General features: G+C 64.5%; 14 protein-coding genes. 3 read left to right on the forward strand and 11 right to left on the reverse strand.

The genetic code is table 11. The annotated features are described in order from the left end of the window. Nucleotides 1–168: 168 nt before the first annotated feature. A complete protein-coding gene (locus OKA04_RS07680) occupies nt 169–1,452 on the reverse strand; it encodes an argininosuccinate synthase (protein WP_264500564.1) in 1,284 nt (427 codons plus the stop codon). A gap of 135 nt (nt 1,453–1,587) precedes the next feature. Between OKA04_RS07680 and lgt the strand changes: the two genes are divergently transcribed. Then, entirely contained in the window at nt 1,588–2,622 is a 1,035-nt protein-coding gene (gene lgt / locus OKA04_RS07685) for a prolipoprotein diacylglyceryl transferase (protein WP_264500565.1), read from the forward strand. 33 nt (nt 2,623–2,655) lie between these two features. Here lgt and OKA04_RS07690 read toward each other — a convergent pair whose 3' ends face one another. From OKA04_RS07690 to serA, 3 genes are all read right to left on the reverse strand, one after another. After that, nucleotides 2,656–3,417 carry a hypothetical protein gene (locus tag OKA04_RS07690; protein ID WP_264500566.1) on the reverse strand — a complete coding sequence of 254 codons (762 nt, stop codon included), beginning with the start codon at nt 3,415–3,417 and terminating at the stop codon, nt 2,656–2,658. A gap of 102 nt (nt 3,418–3,519) precedes the next feature. Next, the gene (locus tag OKA04_RS07695; RefSeq protein ID WP_264500567.1) at nt 3,520–3,951 is read right to left on the reverse strand and encodes an exosortase system-associated protein, TIGR04073 family; all 432 of its coding nucleotides are present in this window, start codon (nt 3,949–3,951) and stop codon (nt 3,520–3,522) included. 138 nt (nt 3,952–4,089) lie between these two features. Next, nucleotides 4,090–5,694 (reverse strand): phosphoglycerate dehydrogenase, encoded by a 1,605-nt coding sequence (gene serA, locus OKA04_RS07700; protein WP_264500568.1) that lies wholly within the window; start codon nt 5,692–5,694, stop codon nt 4,090–4,092. Nucleotides 5,695–6,092: 398 nt separating this feature from the next. Here serA and ilvD point away from each other — a divergent pair, with 398 nt between their 5' ends. Further along, nucleotides 6,093–7,793: a dihydroxy-acid dehydratase gene (gene ilvD, locus OKA04_RS07705; RefSeq protein ID WP_264500569.1), complete on the forward strand. Its 1,701-nt coding sequence runs from the start codon at nt 6,093–6,095 to the stop codon at nt 7,791–7,793. Between the two features lie 428 nt (nt 7,794–8,221). Here ilvD and OKA04_RS07710 read toward each other — a convergent pair whose 3' ends face one another. Next, a complete protein-coding gene (locus OKA04_RS07710) occupies nt 8,222–9,007 on the reverse strand; it encodes a DUF3108 domain-containing protein (protein ID WP_264500570.1) in 786 nt (261 codons plus the stop codon). Nucleotides 9,008–9,148: 141 nt separating this feature from the next. Here OKA04_RS07710 and OKA04_RS07715 point away from each other — a divergent pair, with 141 nt between their 5' ends. Then, entirely contained in the window at nt 9,149–11,776 is a 2,628-nt protein-coding gene (locus OKA04_RS07715) for a CHAT domain-containing protein (protein WP_264500571.1), read from the forward strand. A 69-nt stretch (nt 11,777–11,845) separates the two neighbouring features. Here the strand turns inward: OKA04_RS07715 and OKA04_RS07720 are convergent, their stop codons facing one another. From OKA04_RS07720 to OKA04_RS07745, 6 genes are all read right to left on the reverse strand, one after another. Then, entirely contained in the window at nt 11,846–14,299 is a 2,454-nt protein-coding gene (locus OKA04_RS07720) for a LamG-like jellyroll fold domain-containing protein (RefSeq protein ID WP_264500572.1), read from the reverse strand. Nucleotides 14,300–14,396: 97 nt separating this feature from the next. Continuing rightward, on the reverse strand, nt 14,397–15,854 hold the full coding sequence (locus tag OKA04_RS07725; protein WP_264500573.1) for a FecR domain-containing protein: 1,458 nt from the start codon (nt 15,852–15,854) through the stop codon (nt 14,397–14,399). After that, a complete protein-coding gene (locus OKA04_RS07730; RefSeq protein ID WP_264500574.1) occupies nt 15,851–16,393 on the reverse strand; it encodes a sigma-70 family RNA polymerase sigma factor in 543 nt (180 codons plus the stop codon). The genes OKA04_RS07725 and OKA04_RS07730 overlap by 4 nt, the downstream gene beginning before the upstream one ends. 55 nt (nt 16,394–16,448) lie before the next feature. Continuing rightward, a complete protein-coding gene (gene argB, locus OKA04_RS07735) occupies nt 16,449–17,327 on the reverse strand; it encodes an acetylglutamate kinase (RefSeq protein WP_264500575.1) in 879 nt (292 codons plus the stop codon). A gap of 46 nt (nt 17,328–17,373) precedes the next feature. Then, on the reverse strand, nt 17,374–18,996 hold the full coding sequence (locus OKA04_RS07740; RefSeq protein WP_264500576.1) for a hypothetical protein: 1,623 nt from the start codon (nt 18,994–18,996) through the stop codon (nt 17,374–17,376). Beyond that, nucleotides 18,993–19,955, reverse strand: coding sequence for a phosphotransferase (locus OKA04_RS07745; RefSeq protein ID WP_264500577.1), 963 nt, complete (start codon nt 19,953–19,955; stop codon nt 18,993–18,995). Before OKA04_RS07745 ends, OKA04_RS07740 begins: the two co-directional genes overlap by 4 nt. Between the last annotated feature and the right edge of the window lie 92 nt (nt 19,956–20,047).

A 20,047-nucleotide genomic window follows, 5' to 3' on the forward strand; every position in this document is an offset into this window, starting at 1 on the left:
CTGATCAAACGGGATGGCCTTTCTGGGCTTGGAAGAGCCTGAGCCGCGACCCTGAGTGCCCCTCGAAAAACAAACGGACACCGGGAGCTTGTCCGGTGTCCGTTGCTGGTGAGTGGATGGGCGCGGGGCCTGTGCCGTGTCGACGGGACGTCGACACCCCTCAAGGGCTTACTTGACCTGGCGGGCGCTGGCCTTGAGGCGCAGGGCGTTGAGGGCGATGAAGCCGGTGGCGTCGTCCTGGTTGTAGGCCGCTTCCTGGCCGCCTTCCATGGTGGCGACTGCTTCGGAGTAGAGGCTGTGCGGGCTCTTGCGGCCGGCATTCATCACGTTGCCCTTGTAGAGCTTCACGCGCACCTCGCCGGAGACGGTCTGCTGGGTCTGGGTGACGAGTGCCTGGATGGCCTCACGCTCGGGGGCGAACCAGAAGCCATTGTAAACGAGCTGCGCGTACTTCGGGATGAGGCCGTCGCGGATGAACATGGCCTCGCGGTCCACGGTCAGCGCCTCGAGGTCGCGGTGGGCGGCGAGCAGGATGGTGCCGCCGGGGGTCTCATAGACGCCGCGGGACTTCATGCCGACGAAGCGGTTTTCCACGATGTCCACCCGGCCGACGCCATTGCGGCCGCCGAGCAGGTTCAGCACGCGCATCACGCCGTACGGGGTGAGCAGCGTGTAGCCGTCCTGGCTGCCGGTGACCTTCACGTCGCCGAGCTCGGTGATGATCGCGTCGAGGCCGTCGTGCCTGATGCCGATGGCATTGCCCTTGTCGAAAAGGATCTCGACGTATTCCGGGGTGTCCGGGGCGTCTTCCGGGGCCACGGAGAGGACGTACATCTCGCGGTCGTCCGGGGTGGTGGCGTCGTACCACGGGTCCTCGAGCATGCCGGCCTCGAAGGAGATGTGCAGAAGATTCCGGTCCATCGAGTAGGGCTTCTTCATGGAAGCCTTGATCGGGATATTGTGCGCCTCGGCGTAGGCGATCATCTCGGAGCGGCCGGGGAATTGCTCGCGGAAGGAAGCGTCGCGCCATGGGGCGATGCACTTCACATTCGGAGCGAGCGAGGCGGCGGAAAGCTCGAAGCGGACCTGGTCATTGCCCTTGCCGGTGGCACCGTGGGCGATGGCGTCGGCGCCTTCCGCGATGGCGATGTCCAGCATGCCTTTGGCGATGCACGGGCGGGCGATCGAGGTGCCGAGCAGGTAGCGGCCCTCGTAGATCGCGCCAGCTTGGATCATCGGGAAGATGTAGTTGGCCGCGAAGTCCTCCTTGAGGTCGCCGATGTAGCACTTCGAGGCACCGGTGGTGAGGGCCTTTTCCTCCAGGCCGTCCAGCTCGTCGCCCTGACCCACGTCCGCGCAGTAGGCGATGATTTCAGCGTTGTACTTCTCCTTGAGCCAGAGAAGCAGCACGGAGGTGTCGAGTCCTCCCGAGTAAGCGACGACGATTTTCATGGCGGCGGGAGGACAGCACGGGGCGGAGGCGGTAGCAAGTAGCGAGTGGCGGGGCGAAATCGCCATCTGCGGCAGCAATGCACCCCGGCCCCCTCGCTACTTGCTACCGGCTACCGGCTGCTCTCTAGTCGCCGCGTGTTCGCGACTTACGTGCATGACCTGAGCCCCGTGCTCATCCGCTTCACCGATGCCATCCAGCTCCGCTGGTACGGCCTGGCCTATCTGGCGGCATTCCTGGTGGGTGCCTGGCTGCTGAACGTGCTGGCAAAGCGGAAGCTGTGGGTGCTGCCGCCCGGCGCGGCGGGCGACTTCATCGCGGCGGCGGCCATCTTCGGCGTCTTCATCGGCGGGCGGGTCGGCTACATGCTGTGGTATCACAGCCGCGAGCACGGCTGGGACTGGGTGAATCAGGACCCGCTGATGCTCTTCAAGGTGTGGGAAGGCGGCATGGCCAGCCATGGTGGCATCCTCGGGCTGGTGATTTTCACCTGGTTCTACGCGCGGAAGAAAAACGTCTCCTGGCGCGGTCTAGGCGACGGCCTCTGCGTCGCGGCTCCGCTCGGCCTGTTCTTCGGCCGGTTGGCGAATTTCTGGAACGGCGAGCTCTATGGTCGCGCGGCCCAAGGCGTGGCGTGGGCGGTGAAATTCCCCCGCTCGCTGGTGGAGCAGCAAAAAGCCGAGGGCGTCGATTTCCCCGCGGCCATGCAAGCCGCCTCCGAGGTATCCCCGACGATCAAAGAGTCCTTCGACCTCTGGCAGCAGGACCGAATCAGCAGCCACGCCATGATGGATGCGATGCTCGCGGTGCAGCGGAAGGATCCCGCCGTCTCAAAGGCAATCGAGCCCTTCCTGCAACCGCGCCACCCGTCCCAGCTCTACGAGGGCCTGCTGGAGGGCGTCGTGCTCTTCGCCATCCTCTGGTGGGTGCGGAACCGCTTCCCGCAGCTCCCGGCTGGCATCCTGACCGGCCTGTTCTTCATCTTCTACGCGCTGTTCCGTATCTTTGCGGAGCAATTCCGCGAGCCCGACTCGAAGATGGTCGGTTTCATGACCAGCGGGCAATTCCTCTCGCTCTTCATGGTCCTGGCCGGTGCGGCATTCATCGTCTCGGCCAAGCTGATGCCGACGAAGCACCGCATGACCTCCACCGCCGCCCCGGAGGCCAAGTGAGAGATTACCGGGGCCGGACGCCGCTGATCTTTCTCAGTAGCGGGCCGGCTCCACCTTGTCCTTCGTGAAGCGGACGACCACGAGGTAGCCGCCGCCCTGGCTGGAGACGCCCAGCAGCGCGGAGCCCCCGCTCTTCAGCTTCCACAGGTGGGTCGGCAGGAACATGTCGTCCTTCACCTGATTGATCCCCGGGTAGGCACCGCCTTGGACGGGCTTGCCGTGGAGGGTGGTCATCAGTTCCACGAGCTGCGCCCAGGTCGCCTGCAGGTTACCCGCGTAGGCATCCGAGCGCTGGGCCTGCGTCTGAAGCACCACCTCGCTGAGCGTTTGGACCGGCGTCCAGTCGAAGAAAAGCTCGCAATGCAAGCCGCCGATCTTCTGGCGGGTGCGATAGACGCCATTCAAGCCGGTGCGGGCCATGTAGCTCTCATCCAGCGTGGTCTCGACCGCCTTGCTCTCCTTCAGCTTCTTTTTGACGGTGTCCGTCGTGTCGCCGAAGCACAGCGTGTCAAAGACAGCATTCGGGTCCGGTGCCACCTCGGGCTCGGCGGCTGCAGGCTTTTTCCCGGCGGTGGCCGATTGGGTGGTCACCCATGTCTTCTCATCCGGGTGGAGCTTCGCGTAGTCCACGGTGAAGACCTTCCCGTCCTCACGGCGGATCGTGACGCCCGAGTCCGTGTGCGACACGTACTCCCCGGTGAAGGAATTTCCACCGTCCGCGCTCTTCCACGTCCGCGATTCCGCGAAGAGTGACACGGTGCCGGAAAGGAAGGCGGTGAGGAGAAGGAGTCGCATGGGTATGCTGGAAGAACGCCGCGGGGCGCGGAAAGTTGACAAAAAAATCCCGGCAACGGGCAAAGCCGCGGCCGGGACCAATGAACTGTCTATCCTACCGGATTACCAGCGCTGGGTGCGTGCGTGGTGGAAGTGGCTTTCGAAGCCGAGTTCCGGCGGGAACTCCGAGAGACCGTCGGACGGGTTCATCTCGATGCGGTTGTCTTCGCCGCAACGCTCGTACGGCGGCTTGAAGGTGCCGCGGTAGGTCGGGCAGGTGAAGGTGAAGACTTCATAGAAGCCGTAGCCGAGGCGCTTCAGGGAGCGGCTGGTGCCGTCCACCACGCCGAAGGACCAGCCAGCCTTGCGGCCGTAGTCGTCGGACTTGCGGACGATCTGCTCGGGCAGTTCCATGAATCCATAGAGGATGTTGCTGATGCCGCGGCCCAGCTTGCGGGTCGCCGTGTAGGTCGATCCCGGAGGAGCTTGGATATCGGCGGAAGCAACGCCGCCAAGGGCGAGCACGGCTGTAGCGAGAACGGCGAGTTTTTTCATGTCCTGCGGTTAGGTTAGGAGCGGGAATCGGGGGTTGGCAACGGGAAAGTGGGGCAGGAAGGCAGTTCCAAGGGAAAAGTTCCGGGTGCAAAAAGGCCGGTAAATACCGAGTGCCTACCCCGACTTCCGTTTCGGGTTTCAGAGATCCAGCGTCAGCACGCGCAGGATGCCCGGGGTGCTGCGGAGCTGGTCGATGAGGGCGGCGGGCGGCTCGGAATCGACTTCCATGAGAGTCAGCGCGCGGCTGCGGTCGGCGGTGCGGCTGAGGTCCATGTTCGCGATATTCACGCTGGCGGCGCCGAGGGCGGTGCCGATCACGCCGACGATGCCCGGGCGGTCGTCATTCTCCACCAGCAGGAAGCGGCCGGAAATATTGCAGTCCACGTAGAGGTGGTCGATTTCCACGATCCGCGGCGAGCGGCCGATGATCGTTCCGGCCACGCGGTAGCGGGCCTCGCCCTTGCGGAGCTCAGCGACGAGCAGCTCGTTGAATTCCGTCTTCGCATTGATCGTCGATTCCACGAGATCGAGGCCGAGCTGGGCGGCAACGGCGGGGACATTGACAATATTCACCTGGCCTTCCTGATGCGATGCCTCCAACAGGGCGGTCAGCACCGTGCGGGAAACGAGGCCGGTGTCCTTCTTCGCGAGGGCGCCGTGGTAGGACACGCGCAGCGAGTCCGGGCCGGCCGGGCCAAGCTTTGCCAGCAGCTTGCCGAGCGCGCGGGCGAGGCCGAGATAGGGGCCGACTTCCGCCAGCGCCTTTGCGTCCAGCGACGGCATGTTGATTGCATTCCGAATCTCGCCGGTGACGAAGAAATCGCGGAGCTGCTCGGCCACTTGGATGCCCACGTTTTCCTGCGCCTCATTCGTCGAGGCACCGAGGTGCGGGGTGAAGACGACGTGCTTGTTCAGAGTGAAAAGCGGGTGATCGTTCGGCGGCGGCTCCACCTCGAAAACATCGAGGCCGGCCCCGGCGATGTGGCCGGATTCGATGGCCGCCTTCAGCGCTTCCTCGTCGATCAGGCCGCCGCGGGCACAATTGATGACCAGCGCGCCCTTGTTCATCAGGGCAAGGCGCTCGGCATTGATCAGGCGGTTGGTGTCCGGGGTGAGCGGTACGTGCAGCGTAACCACGTCGGCACCCTTCAGGGCCTCGTCCGGCGTGGCGGCCAGCTCCACCTTCAGCTCGTCGGCGCGGGTCTGGGTGAGGAAGGGATCGTACGCGACCACCGTCATGTTGAAGGCCTGGGCGCGCTTGGCGAATTCCGTGCCGATTCGGCCCATGCCGAGGATGGCAAGGCGCTTCGTATTCAGCTCTATGCCCTGGTAGGCCTTGCGGGCGGCCTTGAAGTCGCCCTTCAGCACGGCGGAGTGGGCCGGGCCGATATTGCGGGCGGCGCTGAGCATCAGCGTGAAGGCATGCTCGGCAGTCGAGATCGTGTTGCCGGTCGGCGTGTTCATCACGATCACGCCGTGGTCGGTGGCGGCTTTGCGGTCGATATTGTCCACCCCCACCCCGGCGCGGCCCACGGCCTTCAGGTTCGTGGCGGCGGCCAGCAGCTCGGCGGTGACCTTCGTCTCGGAGCGGACAACGAGGCCGTGATAGTCGCCGATGATCTTCAAAAGCTCCTCCGGCTTGAGACCGGTATTTACATCCACGGAGATTCCCGGGGCGGCAGCGAGGGCTTCGACACCTTTCTCCGAAATCGGATCCGAAACGAGCACGCGGTAAGTGGCCATGTCAGAAGCGCCATAGGCGTGCCCGGACGGGCTGGCAAGAGCGGGCAGGACTCATTCGCGTCACCGCTGGAAATCAAAGCCGCACAACGAACGGCCACTCCTGCGGCGACTGCTCGCCCTTGCCGGACTCTCTCCTTACGGAATCTCTTGGGTTGTGCCGGGATATCCCTGGGTTCAGAGGAACCGGCGATTTTCGTGAGGAGAGTGTGTCGGCAAGGGCAGCAACCTGCAATTAACGCGGTATTTACAAACGATACGAATTGCGGGGACGGCAAGAGAATTCCCTGACTGCCCGGTCAAAAATGTGAATAATTTTCACCAACGGTCGTTTGGGAACCCTTTCGCACAACCAATACGCTCTTGGCGCGCCGCGCGGAGCCCCGTAGCATGTCCCTCCCATGCCCGACCCGACCAGACCCTACTCCTCACTCATGCTCGACGGCCCGGACCGCGCGCCCTCGCGTGCGATGCTCTACGCCGTCGGCTTCAAGAAGGAAGACTTCGCCAAGCCGCACATCGGCATCGCTTCCACCTGGTCGCAGGTCACCCCGTGCAACATCCACATCGACCGCCTCGCCCGGGAATCCGCCAACGGCGCGGACGCAGCAGGTGGCAAGGCCGTGATCTTCAACACGATCACCATTTCCGACGGCATCTCGATGGGCACCGAGGGGATGAAGTACTCGCTCGTCTCCCGCGAGGTCATCGCCGACTCGATCGAGACGGTGGTGGGCTGCGAGGGCATGGACGGCTTCGTCGCGATCGGTGGCTGTGACAAGAACATGCCGGCCTGCGTGATGGCGATGGCGCGGATGAACCGCCCGTCGGTTTTCGTCTATGGCGGCACCATCCTGCCGGGCTGCGCCACCATCAAGGGCGAGCAAAAGGACCTCGATATCGTATCCGTCTTCGAAGCGGTCGGAAAGCACGCGTCCGGCGAGTATTCCGACGAGGAACTCGAGACCGTGGAAAGCTGCGCCATCCCCGGCGAAGGCTCCTGCGGCGGCATGTACACGGCGAATACGATGGCATCCGCGATCGAGGCGCTGGGCATGTCCCTGCCAAACTCCTCCGCACAGGCCGCGGTGTCCGAGGACAAGATGCGCGACTGCTTCGACGCCGGTGCCGCCGTGTTGAACATGATCAATCTCGGCATCAAGCCGCGCGACATCATGACGCGGAAGGCCTTCGAAAACGCCATCACCGTGGTGATCGCGCTCGGTGGCTCGACGAATGCGGTGCTGCACCTTCTCGCCATGGCGCACGCCGCCGAGGTGGAACTCTCGATCAATGACTTCACGGAGATCGGCAAGAAGGTTCCGCTGCTCGCGGACCTGAAGCCCTCCGGCAAGTATTCCATGGCCGCGCTCGTGAAGATCGGCGGCACCGTGCCGCTGCTCCGCATCCTGCTCGAGGCCGGCCTGCTCCACGGTGACTGCCTCACCGTGACCGGCAAGACGCTGGCGGAAAACCTCGCCAACTCGAAGATCCACTACCCCGAGGGCCAGGAAATCATCCGCCCGCTCGACAATCCGATCAAGAAGGACAGCCACCTGCGCATCCTCTACGGCAATCTCGCCCCCGGCGGCGCGGTGGCCAAGATCACCGGCAAGGAAGGCGAGGTCTTCACCGGCCGTGCCCGCGTCTTCGACTCCGAGGACGAAGGCATGAAGGCGATCCTCGACAATCTGATCGTGGAGGGCGACGTGATCGTCATCCGCCGCGAGGGGCCGAAGGGCGGCCCCGGCATGCGTGAGATGCTCGGGCCGACCAGCGCCATCATGGGCCTGGGTCTCGGCAAGAAGGTCGCGCTCATCACCGACGGTCGCTTCTCCGGCGGCAGCCACGGCTTCGTGGTCGGCCACATCACCCCGGAAGCACACGACGGCGGCCCGATCGGCCTGCTCGTGGAAGGTGACATCGTCACCATCGACGCGGTGAACAACGTCCTCTCCGTGGATCTCGACGATGCCGCGCTGAAGGCCCGCCGTGAGAACTGGACCCCGCCTGCCCCGCGCTACACCCGCGGCGTGCTGGCGAAGTATGCCAAGCTCACGACCAGCGCCAGCGAGGGCGCCGTGACGGACAAGTATCTCTGAAGCTGCTTTTTCTCCCTGGAAGCGGGCCCGCCGGGTCCGCTTCCAGCGGACGGCCGCTAATCCCGGGCGCGGCCTCAGTTTTCGCCGTGCGTGACGCGGGCGAGCTGGGCTTCGAGGACAGCGACGCGGTTGTTCAGGTCCTGCATGCAGGCAAAAAGGCCTCTCAGGATAGACATGAGGCGCTCTGCTTGCGCCTCTTCCATGGTACTGAGCTCGGCGGACAATGCATGCATCAAATCGTCAGGCGTAGTGGAAGACATGGTATCAATCTGGGGGGAACCACGAAACCCGCTGCAACTGATGCAATACGCACGCAGATACAGGAATTCGGTGAAGCTGCGTTTAACTTATCCAAAATCGGACAGTTTTCAAGCGCTTGTTCTAACGTAGATCTACGTGTATTACGGGGAAAATCTGCGCTTCCAAGCTCAAAGTTTTCGGTCGGCGGCCAAAGTCATCCTCACATCGCCGATGAAAACCTCGGATCGCAGCTCCACAGGAATGCGATTTGCATCATCTGAGAGCCACAGAGTGGTGCTTTTCATCTTTTTGTAAGGCAAAAGCGCCTTCGACTTGGGATCGATCTTTTGCAACGCCACAGACAACTTGATGGTGTCCCTCCCTGCAAATTTTTCACGACCCAAGACATGAACCCTCATCAAGTATGGCTTGTTGAAGGGCATCAGCGGCAAGACAAGCTTGTCGCCATTTGCGAGCTTGTGGCTGCGGACATGCAGCATGGCCGAGAAGATGTCATGCACCGGGGTGAAAATGAATTTCGTCTCGGCGGTCGTCTCGGCACCGGTTTTCGCCACCTTGGTGATGCGCTCGCTGGTGACCTGCGTGCCTGCCCAACTGCTGCGGGTGGTGACGATCTCCTTCCCCTCGTCCTGCACGCCCACGGAGAAGCGCGGCTTCAGGGTGGCGGGGTCGAGACGGGAGATCAGGGCCACGTTGCTCTTGTAGAGCTTGGAGGCCACGCCGGTGCTGCCGCCATGCGCCCGAGCGACGTAGTCCGAGGGATACTTCGGGTCCTTTTTCCCGAAGCTGAAGGTGAGCTTCCCGGCATCCACCATGCCGTTCCATGAGAGCCGGTAGTCGAATTCCTGCGGGGTGATCTTCGGGTGCGGTCCGAGCTTGGCAGGGGTGACTTCCGCTTTCCAATCCGCCATGACTGGCAGGCTGAGGGTCAGGAGCAATGCGGCGACTTTCATGGCTATCCATCAGACTCCGCCCAAAGTGAACTCATTCAAGGAAAGACTGGGATGGTGCGTGTCACCCTCCCTCGGCGCAGGCTTGTCAGCCGGGGACGGTTCAGGGATGTTAGGCACGTCGCCAACCTCAGACTCGTCCGGATGCCCCCTCCCCGCCGCACCGTCGTCTGCCTGCTGATCCTCGGCATAGGAGCGGCGGCGGCGCTCGACACGGATGATCCGCCGCCAACGGAGCAGGAAATGGAGGGGGTGGTGGCCGAGTGGGAAGAGGCGTGGCGGGAAAACCCGTCGCCCGAGAACGCGATCGAGTCCGGGCGTGCGCTCCATTACCTCGGCGCGATCGAGCGTCAGGCCGGGAAAACGGAAGAGGCCCTGCCCCACCTGCAGCTCGCCCTCGAACGACTTGCCGCCGACACCCCGGAAGGCCGCGCCGATGCGCTGGAGGTGCTGGCGCTGGCAGAGCAGGATCTGGGAAAAGACGCCGACGCGGAGAAACACCTGCGGGAAGTGATCGAGCTTCGCCCGGAAGGGCCCGACCGCATCCAGGGACAAGAGCACCTCGCGCTCAATCTCCTGACACAAGGGAAATACCCGGAAGCGAACGCGCTCCTGATGCAAACGCTGGAGGCGACTCCCGCTGCGGATACCGAATCGCGTGCCCGGCGGCTGGGAAACCTCGGCCGATACTTCCACGTGCTCGGCAGCCACGCGCGGGCCGCGGAGACATTCCGGGAAGCGCTCGGTCTCGATCCCGGGAATGCTGAGCTGCGGCTCTCCCTCTCCAGCCAGCTCGCCTTGGCCCAGCTCCGTCTGGGGAAGACCGAGGAAGCTCGCCGTGGCATGGAGGAGACCGCCGCGAAGGCCCGCAAGCTCTACCGCGACTCCCCTTTCCGCGCGGTGCCTTTCCTGAATAATCTCGGTGCGCTGGACCTGTCGCTGGGACATCCGGACGAGGCGAGGAAGTCCTTCCGGGAAGCGCTCGACCTGCTGGAAGGCCATTTCGGCCCGGAGCACCCGTCGCTGATCACGCCGCTCAATAACCTCGGCTCGGCGGAGCAGGCGGCGGGCGATTACCCGCGGGCGGAGACCTCGTTGCGACGCGCGGCAGCGCTGCAGGAGAAGCATCTGCCACGCGTGAGCGTGCAGGCGTCGGAGACCGCACGCAATCTGGCCCGCAATGCCCTGCTATCCGGAAACGAGGACGCCGCCACGCAGATCGACCGAGCCACTGCGCTCGGGATCGCCGTGCTGGACGAGCTCATCGTTCAAGGGAGCGAAAAGGAGCGGCTGAATTTCCTCCAGCGTCACGATCTGGTCTCTCTGGCCTGCGCGACTGGTGACGCAGAGCGGATCGCAAACGTGCTGCTTGCGACGAAGGCCCGGCTTTTCGACGCCATGCTCACCACGGGGAAGAGCCACGTCATTCCCGACTGGCGCACGGTGCAGCAGGCGCTGGCTCCGGGATCGGCACTGGTGGACGCGTGCCGCTTCACGACCATCGAGGGCGAGGTGCGATACGGGGCGATCGTGCTGCTGCCGAATGGCCCTCCGAAGTGGGTGCCGCTGGGAAGCGGTGAGGATCTGGAGCGCTGGCTCGCCGCGTTCCGGGATCGTCTCGCGTGGAAGGCCGGCATGCTGGCGGGCGTGGACCAGCCGCCGCCCGCCCTGAAGCTGCGAGCCATCCTGAACTCGATGCACCGGGGCTTTTGGGAGCCGGTGGCCGCAGTGCTGCCGACGGGAATCCAGCACGTCGCCTTCTCGCCGGATGGGGCGCTGCACTTCCTCCCGCTGCCCGCCCTGCTCGACGGGGAGATGCAACCGCTTTGCACACGCTTCCTCCAGATTGCCACGGTGACCAGCGGGCGCGACCTGCTGGATGAGCCCCCAGCCATGCGCCTCTCCGCATCCCCGTGGGAATTACTAGGAGTCTCGGAGTTCCCGAAATCCGGGGAACCTCCCGCGGGAGATCACCTGCTGGAGCTGCTCGCCGGGCTCGATGACATGCCAGGCACGGCGGACGAGCTGGACCGGCTCCGGAAGCTCGCACCGGAGGGCTCGCACATCCTGCTGGACGAGCAGGCAAGCGAACGCTCGCTGGCATCGATCGGGAATGCGCCCGCCGTCCTGCACCTCGGCTGCCACGCGTTCTTCCTGTCACAGGACGTGCCGACCGCGGCGGCGCTCGACTTCGACGAGCACTCCGACCTGCTTCATGCCGGTGGTCTGCTGCTGCACCGGGCGGCCCTGAGAAAGCCGGGCTCCCCTGTCTACTCGCCGGACGATGACCTGCTCTTCCCTGCCGAGGTGGCGAGGCTGCCGCTGCAGGGCACGCGTCTGGTCACGCTGTCCTCCTGCGAATCCGGAGCGGGCACCGCGGTCTCCGGCGAGGGGCTGCTCGGCTTGCGGCGTGGCTTTGCGCTCGCGGGTGCGCGGGAAATCGTGGTGGCGCTGTGGCCGGTATCGGACCGCTCGACGCCGGCATTCATGGAGCGCTTTTACCAACTCGCGCTCACCTCGGATCGACCCGCGCAGGCGCTGTGGCAGTGCCAGCGGGAGTTCCTAACAGAAGCCGGAAATGACAACGACTTCGAAACCGCGGTCTTGCGTTACGCGCCCTTCGTGCTGAGCCAAAATGCACCGCTCGCGACCGGCGAGGTGATCGTTGCAGAGCCGCTCAAGCCGGGCCTGCCGTGGATGCGGATGCTCCTCGCGCTCCCGCTCCTCCTCTTCCTCGCCGCGCGCCTGCTCAAGCGGCGGACGGCGGCATGAAATGGTGGTCATCGCCCGCAGGTAGAACCCGCTCCCACGGACGATGACCTTCTCGACCTCGAGATCTGCTCAATTCACCGTCGCGGCGGCACGCAGGAAGCCCTTCCCGGGCAACCCGCCGGACCCCGCGAGGCGGAAGGAAACATACTTGTAACCGGCGGGCGGCGACGCTGGCAGCGAGACCGGGACGACCGCAGCCGCGAGCGGGCCTTCCACCGCTGCGACGAAGTCTACCAGATCAAGGCTGCCCTGGATCGCATACGATACTCCGGCGGCCGTGCCGACCGGTGACGTGGTACCCGTGAATACGGCGTCTTCCCGCACCGCCACCGTCAGGATCAGCTCGCGCTGCGAGTCCCCGTTCGTATCGGTCGCGGACACGGCCTGGATCACGCCGGAACCACCAGCCAGCGGATGACCGCCGAAGGCATACTCGTCGAAGTTCGACACGCCATCGTGGTCAGGATCGTCGGCCGGTCCGCTTTCCTTGCCCGGCGTCCCATCGAGACCCATGGAGACGGCCCAGCTTGCGTAGCCAGCGGCCGGAGCCCAGGTGCCGTCCACGGACACGCTGACATTGTCGATGACGAGCGTGGCCTGGTTTGCATTCGCATTCACCACGAAGGGCGCGATGCGGGTGAAGCGCAGGGCGATCTCCTCGCTTCCGTAGGTCGAAGAATCGTAGGGAAGATCCAGCGACACGGGGGTGAGGATATTTCCTCCCGAGGCGACGCCGGGATTCTCGAAGACAATGTCGCGGCCCGTGATCTCGAGGTTGTTCGTCTTGTCCCAGAGCGAAACGCGGAGCAGCGCGTGGCCGTTGGTGAAGGCATCGTTCCGGTAGAAGCGATCCAGCGATACCGTGATGGAGTCCACTTCTCCCGCGGTCAGGCCCGCATTTCCGGTGGTTAGGTTTTGCTCGTAGTAGCCGGCGACGGACTGCGAATGGGCGGCGATGCTCGTCAGCCCGGGAGTCAGGTTGCCGGCCTGGCCGTAGAGGCCGTTTGCGGGTGGAGTGGCGAGCGAGTTCGTCCAGCCCTGCGGGGCCGTGCCGATATTCGAGTTCCACAGGCCCGCATCGAAGTTCCCGTTCACCATGGTGACGGGCTTGGTAGCGGCGGAGAGGGCGACATTTGCGAGGACGGGCACGTGCAGGATTCCCGCATTCCCGGCATTGGTCTCGATCTTCAGGAGGTCTCCGAAGGCCCCGGTCGCAGTCCCGGGATCGAAGGAAATCACCACGTCACCGCTTTCGCCCGGATCAATCTGATCGGGAGAAGACACCACGGAAAAGCCGTTTCCGCCCTGACCCGCGAATGTCGCGCCGGAGAAATACAGCGGCGTCCCTCCGCCATCGTTGTTCAGCGTGAGCGTCATGGTCTGCGGCCCCGGATTCGCCGCCAGATCGCCGAAGTCCACCCGCGGGGTCGCTGCCGAGATCACCGGATCCACGACGACGACGGTCACCGGCACCAGACGGACAGGCTGCTGTGGGTCATTCGATGCGATCTGAAGCGTGACCAGATACGTCCCGCTTCCCTCGGGCGGATCGAAGCCCAGCTCCACGGTACCGTTTTCGCCGGGGATCAATGTCTCCGAGAAATCGACCACGGAGAAGAGATCCGCATTCTGGCCGACCGGTGTGACAGACGTGACGGTCAGATCACCGCTGACTGCCGCATTGGAGACCAGCACACTGAAAACTTGGCTTCGCCCGTCATTGGTGAAGCTGTTCACGGCCGCAGTGGTGATCTCCGGTCCGGGAATCGCCGCCGCCACGATCTGCGACTGGGTCATCGCGGTATTGAAGATCTTTAGGTCGTCGATCCTGCCATTGAAGGGATCGATGTTATTGCTATTCGCGCCGATACCGTACTGGGTGACCGTCTCGTCGTTGAAGTTCGCGGACGTGGCGGTGTAAACGGAGTTGCCGTTGATGAAGACCTCCACCGCTCCGGCATTCCACACGTAGGCCACGTGCTGCCAGACGTTGTTCGCCGAGACGGCGGTGGTGGAGCGCATGTCCACCACGCCGAAGGTGGTGAAGAGCGCCTTGTCCGCATTCGAAAGTCCGACGCCCCAGCCATTCGCAGGGCCCGTGGAAAAGATCCGCTGGTTCGAGTTCGCGGTGATGTTGGCATTCACCCAACACATCAGGGTGAAGGTACCGGTCTTCCCGGGGCCGGCAAGATTGCCGATCACCGCAGGGCTCCCGATCTGGAACATCCCGCTGCCCGCGCGGTTGAACTGGATCGAGGTACCGAATTTCGCCACGTCGGCAGCGGTCACCGTGATCGCGCCATAGGTGCCCTCGGTCACGGAGGGCTGGCCGTAGGTCAGGCCGTTGTTTGCCAGGGAGACTGCAGTCGGCCTGCCCGTCAGTTGGTTTCCGGAGGTATCGGAAATATTGCCGGTCATCTCGTTCATGCCCCAGCGGGCCACGAGTTCCGCCTGGGAGGGGCCTTGCGCCGCGACGAGCAGGGCGACCGCGAGGCCATGGGTTTTCAGAGGTGTTTTTTTCATGGATTCTCGGCACGGGGGCGCCCGGATAACCCGGAATCCTCCGCTTCGATGTCCGTACCGCGAAATGTCCCTTCCTGACAAAAATCCGCCAAAAAAATTACGGATCCACCACCCTCGTCGCGTTTCCGTATGGATTACTCATGAAAATCAAGGTGTTCCGGTCACGAAGCGCATGTCTCTCATGGACGCCCGGTGAACTCGGCACTCCGACCCTCAAGACACCATCGGAAACCTCCCAGTAGGAGCCCCGGAACGCGGCGGGCCGCTCCTCGCCATTCACGAAAAGCCGCACCTGACCGTCCGGCAGGAATTCTCGGACGTACTGGCTGCCGAGATTGTAGTAGCTCCAGCGTCCGATGAAGTCCGACGCGGTGGCAGTGGAGACGAGGCCTTCCTCGAATTGCAGGAGGCCGACGCTCGCCACGGGCACGGTGCGATCCGAGGCCCAGTCATCACGTGGATACGTCTCCACGGTCACGTGCAAGGTCCACCGTCCGCGCTCGAAGTCTCCCGGCTTCACGTCCAGCCCGAAGACATTGGCGCTCACCAGCTTCAGGTTTCCGGTCACGCCCGTGTGGGTATCCGCGGAGACCGCCCTGCCATCGCGGCGCAGCTCGACATTCCGGATGATGATCGCGTCGCGACCCTCCATCCACTTGAAGATGGCCCGATAGTCGGAGGGCTTCCAGATCAGGTGAGAGACGTCGAATTCCAGCTCGCGGGTGCCCGCCGAGGTAACTTCCCAGCGAAAATCCCGGGCGGGCATGCGCCGCACGAATTTCTCACGGTCCAGCGGCACCGCACGCAAGCGGTTCTCCAAGCCCTCGCGATGGATGACTGCCTGGTCCTGGAAAAGCGACCTCGGCTTGTCCCCGGGCAAGTGCAGTTCGATCTCGCCATCAAAAACGCCCACCTCGGCCTGACGCCCGCTCACGTCCATCGCGAACTCCGTGCCGAGGTCCACCACCTTTCCCTGCGCGTAGTCCACCGTGAATCCCTCCGCGCCGGGCGGGACGTAGGCGACCAGTTTCCCGCTCGCGAGATTCCCCGAGGTCGCGTCCGTCACCGAGAAATCCGCCGGTCCCTCGAGCGTCACGCGGACGCCGCTCGCATAGGTGAGCTCCACAAGACCGGTGTGAAAGGCCACGCGCTCCGCCGTCACCGAACCGGAGGTGAATTGCGGCGCTCCCGCATCGCCCCACTCCACTCCCATCAGGCCGGTCACTTGCACGCTCTGGTGCTTTTTCACCGGCATCAGCACGGACTCCGCATTGTCGCGACCGCTGAAGAATCCCAAGGTGAAAACCACACAGGCTGCCGCTGCGAGCGTCGCCGCCTTCACGGGGAAACGCACGATCTTCGGAGTCTTCGCGGTCCCCTCGATTCCTTCCAGCGCCTCGGCCATCATGGCCTCCTGCGCCATCACTTCCGTGTAGTAGCGCATGGCTGCAGGGGCCTTCAACAGCTCCTCGAGGCGGCTGGTCTCCACCTTGCCCAGACCACCCTCCGCGAGGAGTTGGTCGATCAGTTTCCGGAGTTCGGGGCTCGGGGTCATGCGCGGGAGAGTTTCGTTTCGATGCAGTGACGCAGCGCCAGCCGGAGGCGGGAGATCGTCTTCTGCACGCGGGCTGGCTTCATCTGCTGTTCATGCGCATGGCTGGTGAGCGATCCGCCATCGACGTAGCGCAGGCGCAGCAGCTTCACCTCCTCCGGGGACAGCCGGGAGAGGCAGGAGCGCAGGGCATGCAGGCGCTCGGTGGCGTCCTCGGAGAGGCTTTCCGCCGCCGTGGAGATTTCGTGCAGCGTGTCCTCGGAGAAGCTCACCGTCTTCTCCCGCTGCTGGTCGCGCCGCCAGGCCATCGCCTTGAACCACGCGACCTTGAAGGCCCACGCCTTGAGATTCGTATCGTCGTCACGCTCGTCCCGGCGCTCCCACAGGAAGACGCTGGTCTCCTGCACCACGTCATCGCACGCCGCGTGATGAGGCAGGATGCTCATGACGTAGCCACGCAGCGGGACGCGCAAGGCATCGATCTCCGCCGCGAAGGCGGAGTCGTCCTGCGGATCATCCCGTGGCTCGGCGCGTGACAACATCCCGCGGAATGTTCCGCAAAACGGACGATCCTGACGAAAAAATTCCGCTTTTCCCTCAGCGCGTCACCTCGGTGCCGATTCCGCCGTCGGTGAAGATCTCCAGCAGCAGGGCATGCGGCAGGCGGCCATCGATGAAGTGGACCTTCCGCACGCCCGCATTCAGGGCGTCCACGGCGCTCTTCACCTTCGGGATCATGCCGCCGGAGATCGTGCCGTCGGCCATGAGATCGTCAGCCTCGGCGCGGCTCACGGACTTGATGAGCGTCTCCGGCTTCGAGGGGTCCTTCATCAGGCCGGGGACATCGGAGAGATAGACCAGCTTTGCCACGCGCAGCTCCTTCGCGAGGGCGGCGGCGGCGAGGTCGGCATTGATATTGAGCGGACGGCCGGTGGCGAGCTCCGCCGCGAGCGGCGAGATGACCGGCACGATGCCTGCACGGTGCGCGGCATCCATCTGGCCGAGCTGGCAACCGACCACCTCCCCCACCCGGCCGAGATCGACGCGCTCGCCGTCCTTGCCGGTGGCGTGCATCTTCTCACCGAGGAAGACATCCGTGCCAGCGATGCCCACGGCCTTGCCGCCGAGGTCGCGGATCATGCGGACGAGGCCGGGATTGATCTCGTTCGACAGCACCTTCTCGACGATGGAAATCGCCTGGTCTGACGTGACGCGGAAGCCGCCGACGAACTCGGCATCGAGCCCCGCGTCCTTCATCGCGGCGGAGATCGCCTTGCCGCCGCCGTGAACGACGATGGGATTGATGCCCGCGACCTCGAGGAAAACGACATCGCGCATCACTTTCGCGACGAGGTCCGGGTCCTCCATCGCCGAGCCGCCCATCTTGATGAGGAAGGTCTTGCCGCGGAAGGCCTGCAGGTAGGGCAGGGCTTCGATGAGTGCCTCGGCTTTTTCGATGGGATGCTGGAGGGACATGGGATCGGTCTTGGTTTTCTGAAATCTGGAATCCGGCAGCGTGCCGTCACGGCGCAGCCTCATCGTCGCCTGCCGCGGACTCTGGCCCGGCCTCATCGGTCGGCCCGGCCTTTCTAGGAGCTGCCTTTTTCGCGGCCTTCTTGGCAGGCGCTTTCTTCGCGGCCTTTTTCGCCGCGGTCTTGGTGGGAGCTTTTTTCGCGGCCTTCTTGCCCACCTTGCGAGCGGGCTTCAGGGGCTCTTCCACGTCTTCTGCGACGGCGGGCACCTCCTCGGGCCATGGCTCATGCTCGACCGGCTGTGGCAGATAGACGGGCTGCGGCGCGGGCCTGACGACCTCCGAGGAGACCTCGATCACCCGGTCGATGGGAGCCGTGGTCACCGGGATCACAGCGGTCGTGGTCACTGCGGACTGGCGCTTTCTCACGAATGCCAGACCGAAGGCGGTCACGCCGGGCGAGAGGATGGCCAGCGGCGGAAGCCACAGATTTTGCCGCGAGGCGAAGAGGTAGAGCAATTGCGCCCCGATCCCCGCCAGCATCAGCGCGGTGATGGCGCGCCATGCCACATTCCGCTGGCAGGTGGCCCAGGTGCCGAAGAAGACCATGCCCAGCATCAGGGCCAGCTCCATGAGCGTGTCCGGACGTGGCAGCGGGACGGCAGGCTGGAAGCGCTGAGCCTGCCGGAGCGCCTGGACATTGCCAGCGAGCCCGTCCGACCACGCCTTCTCGGCGGCTGGCAGGCCGGTGCGGACATCGCGCGTGATGAGCGGCAGCGCCAGCGCGGGCAGCGAATTCTTCTCGTAGATGAGCCGCATCGCGGGAGCCTCGACCGTCTGTATGTCCTTCGCCACCGGACCGCGGCCGAAGCCGTCGATGGGGATGACCTGGCCGTCCCGACCGAGCCGGACCTCGTGGCCCACATCGACCAGCACGTCCTCGGGCTTCAGGCCCTGTCCGGCGATCTCCACCGCGAGCGGGAAGGAGAAGATCACGCGGTCCCCCCATTGCGCGAGCAGCGGCTGGGTGCCGTCACCGGGGTCCTTCTCGTTTTCGAGGAGGGAGAATCCTGCCAAGGTCTTTTGGCCGCCGAGCTCGGCATTCGGGATGGAAATGCGGTTCACCTGCGGCAGTGAGGCGACATCTCCCTTCGCGTCCTTCGCATTGATCGACCAGCGGAGGAAAGGCGCGGCGACCGGTTCCGGTGCGGCACCCCTAGCGAGCGGCAGGGCGATGACCGCGCCATCGAAGCGGTCGAGCTGCTGGCGCAGCGCGTCCATCGCCAGCGGCTGAGGCTCGTCCCACGCCATCAGGTGGCCGACTCCGAGTGTCTTGTGCCCCACGTCGGCGAGGCGGGCGAAAATGGTCGCGTGATCGACCGGCGCGAGCGGCGAGGCGCTGAACCAGCGCTCGGGATCCTCGTCGATCGTCAGCATGCGCACCGGCGGCGGGGTCGCCGGCGGCACGGCCAGACGCCGCGTCCACGGAACCTCTTGGCTGCCCTGACCGTCCACGATGGTGTCCACCGGATCGATCGCGACGGCCACCCGCTTCACGATCCACCGCTCCAGCGTGCGCAGCGGTGCGATCAGCGACGCGCCGCCGAGCGCGAACAAGCCCACGCCGAGAAGGATCGCGGCGTGGGTGAAGGTCCGGCTGGACGGTGTGGTCACGGCGCGAACTCTGTCGCCTTCGCCAGCACGGGCGCGAGGGGTTTTTCCAGCGGGGTTCCTGCTGTCACATGCGCGAGCATGCGGGCGGCAGGCGCGATGAATTGCAGGTACCAGTCGTCGCCGCGGTTCTTCGCGATATTCCCATATGCACCGAGCGCCTGCATGAGACGCTGGGCCGCGCACTGGTGGAAGATGGTCGTCTCCGGCCTGTCCTCGGAAATATCCTCCCAGATCGAGAGGATCGCCTCCCGATCCTCCTCCGAGTGGTCCATGTAGGGATCGAAGACGAGCGACGCGATGTCATACTCCTGGCGGCCACGGCGCATGCCCTGGAAATCGATCCACCAAGCCTTGCCGTCCTTTAGCAGGAGATTCTGCGACTGGAAATCGCGGTGCACCAGGTGCTTCGCCGAGCTACCGAGGCGTTTCGCCAGGTCCGTGAAGGCTTCGTCTTCCCGCAGCGAGGAAGCGTCCATCTCCAGCAGGTCCTCCACGAGGTGGTCGAAGAAATACTCCTGCTCCCAGCGGTAGAGCGCTTCATCGAAGGAAGGCATCAGCTCGAAATCCTTCGGGCCCTTCGAGTAGAAAAGCTTGTCGATCTGCTGGAGGGCGGAGCGGTAGTAGGGCTCGCGCTCGGAGAAGGGGCGATCCTTCATCGACAGCAGGTCGATGTCGCCGAGATCCTCGACCAGCGCCACCCGGCGGTGCGGGATATCGAAGAAGATCTCCGGCACATTCAGCTTCGTCGCCTTCAGGAACTTCGCCACCGGCAGGAAATTGTCGCTGTCAGGCCGCTCGTCGGTCCAGTGGATGCCGATGAAGGGGTCGCGCTCCGGCGTTGCGACGCGCACGATGGTCCGGCCCGACGCGCCTTTCTTGATCGGCGTCAGGGTCACGGAAACGGTCGGCGCGATCCCGAGGAATTGGCGGGTCGCGTAGAGGATCGAATCGGTCGGCATCGCGGCGCGGAGTTTTCGGAAGAACTCCCGCGGGACAAGGTGGAAATTTGCGATCAATCCGACCCGCCCGGGTGGTTTTCCATAACAAAGCG

This window comes from Luteolibacter flavescens (assembly GCF_025950085.1).
In the GTDB taxonomy this organism is placed as follows: Bacteria; Verrucomicrobiota; Verrucomicrobiia; order Verrucomicrobiales; family Akkermansiaceae; genus Haloferula; species Haloferula flavescens.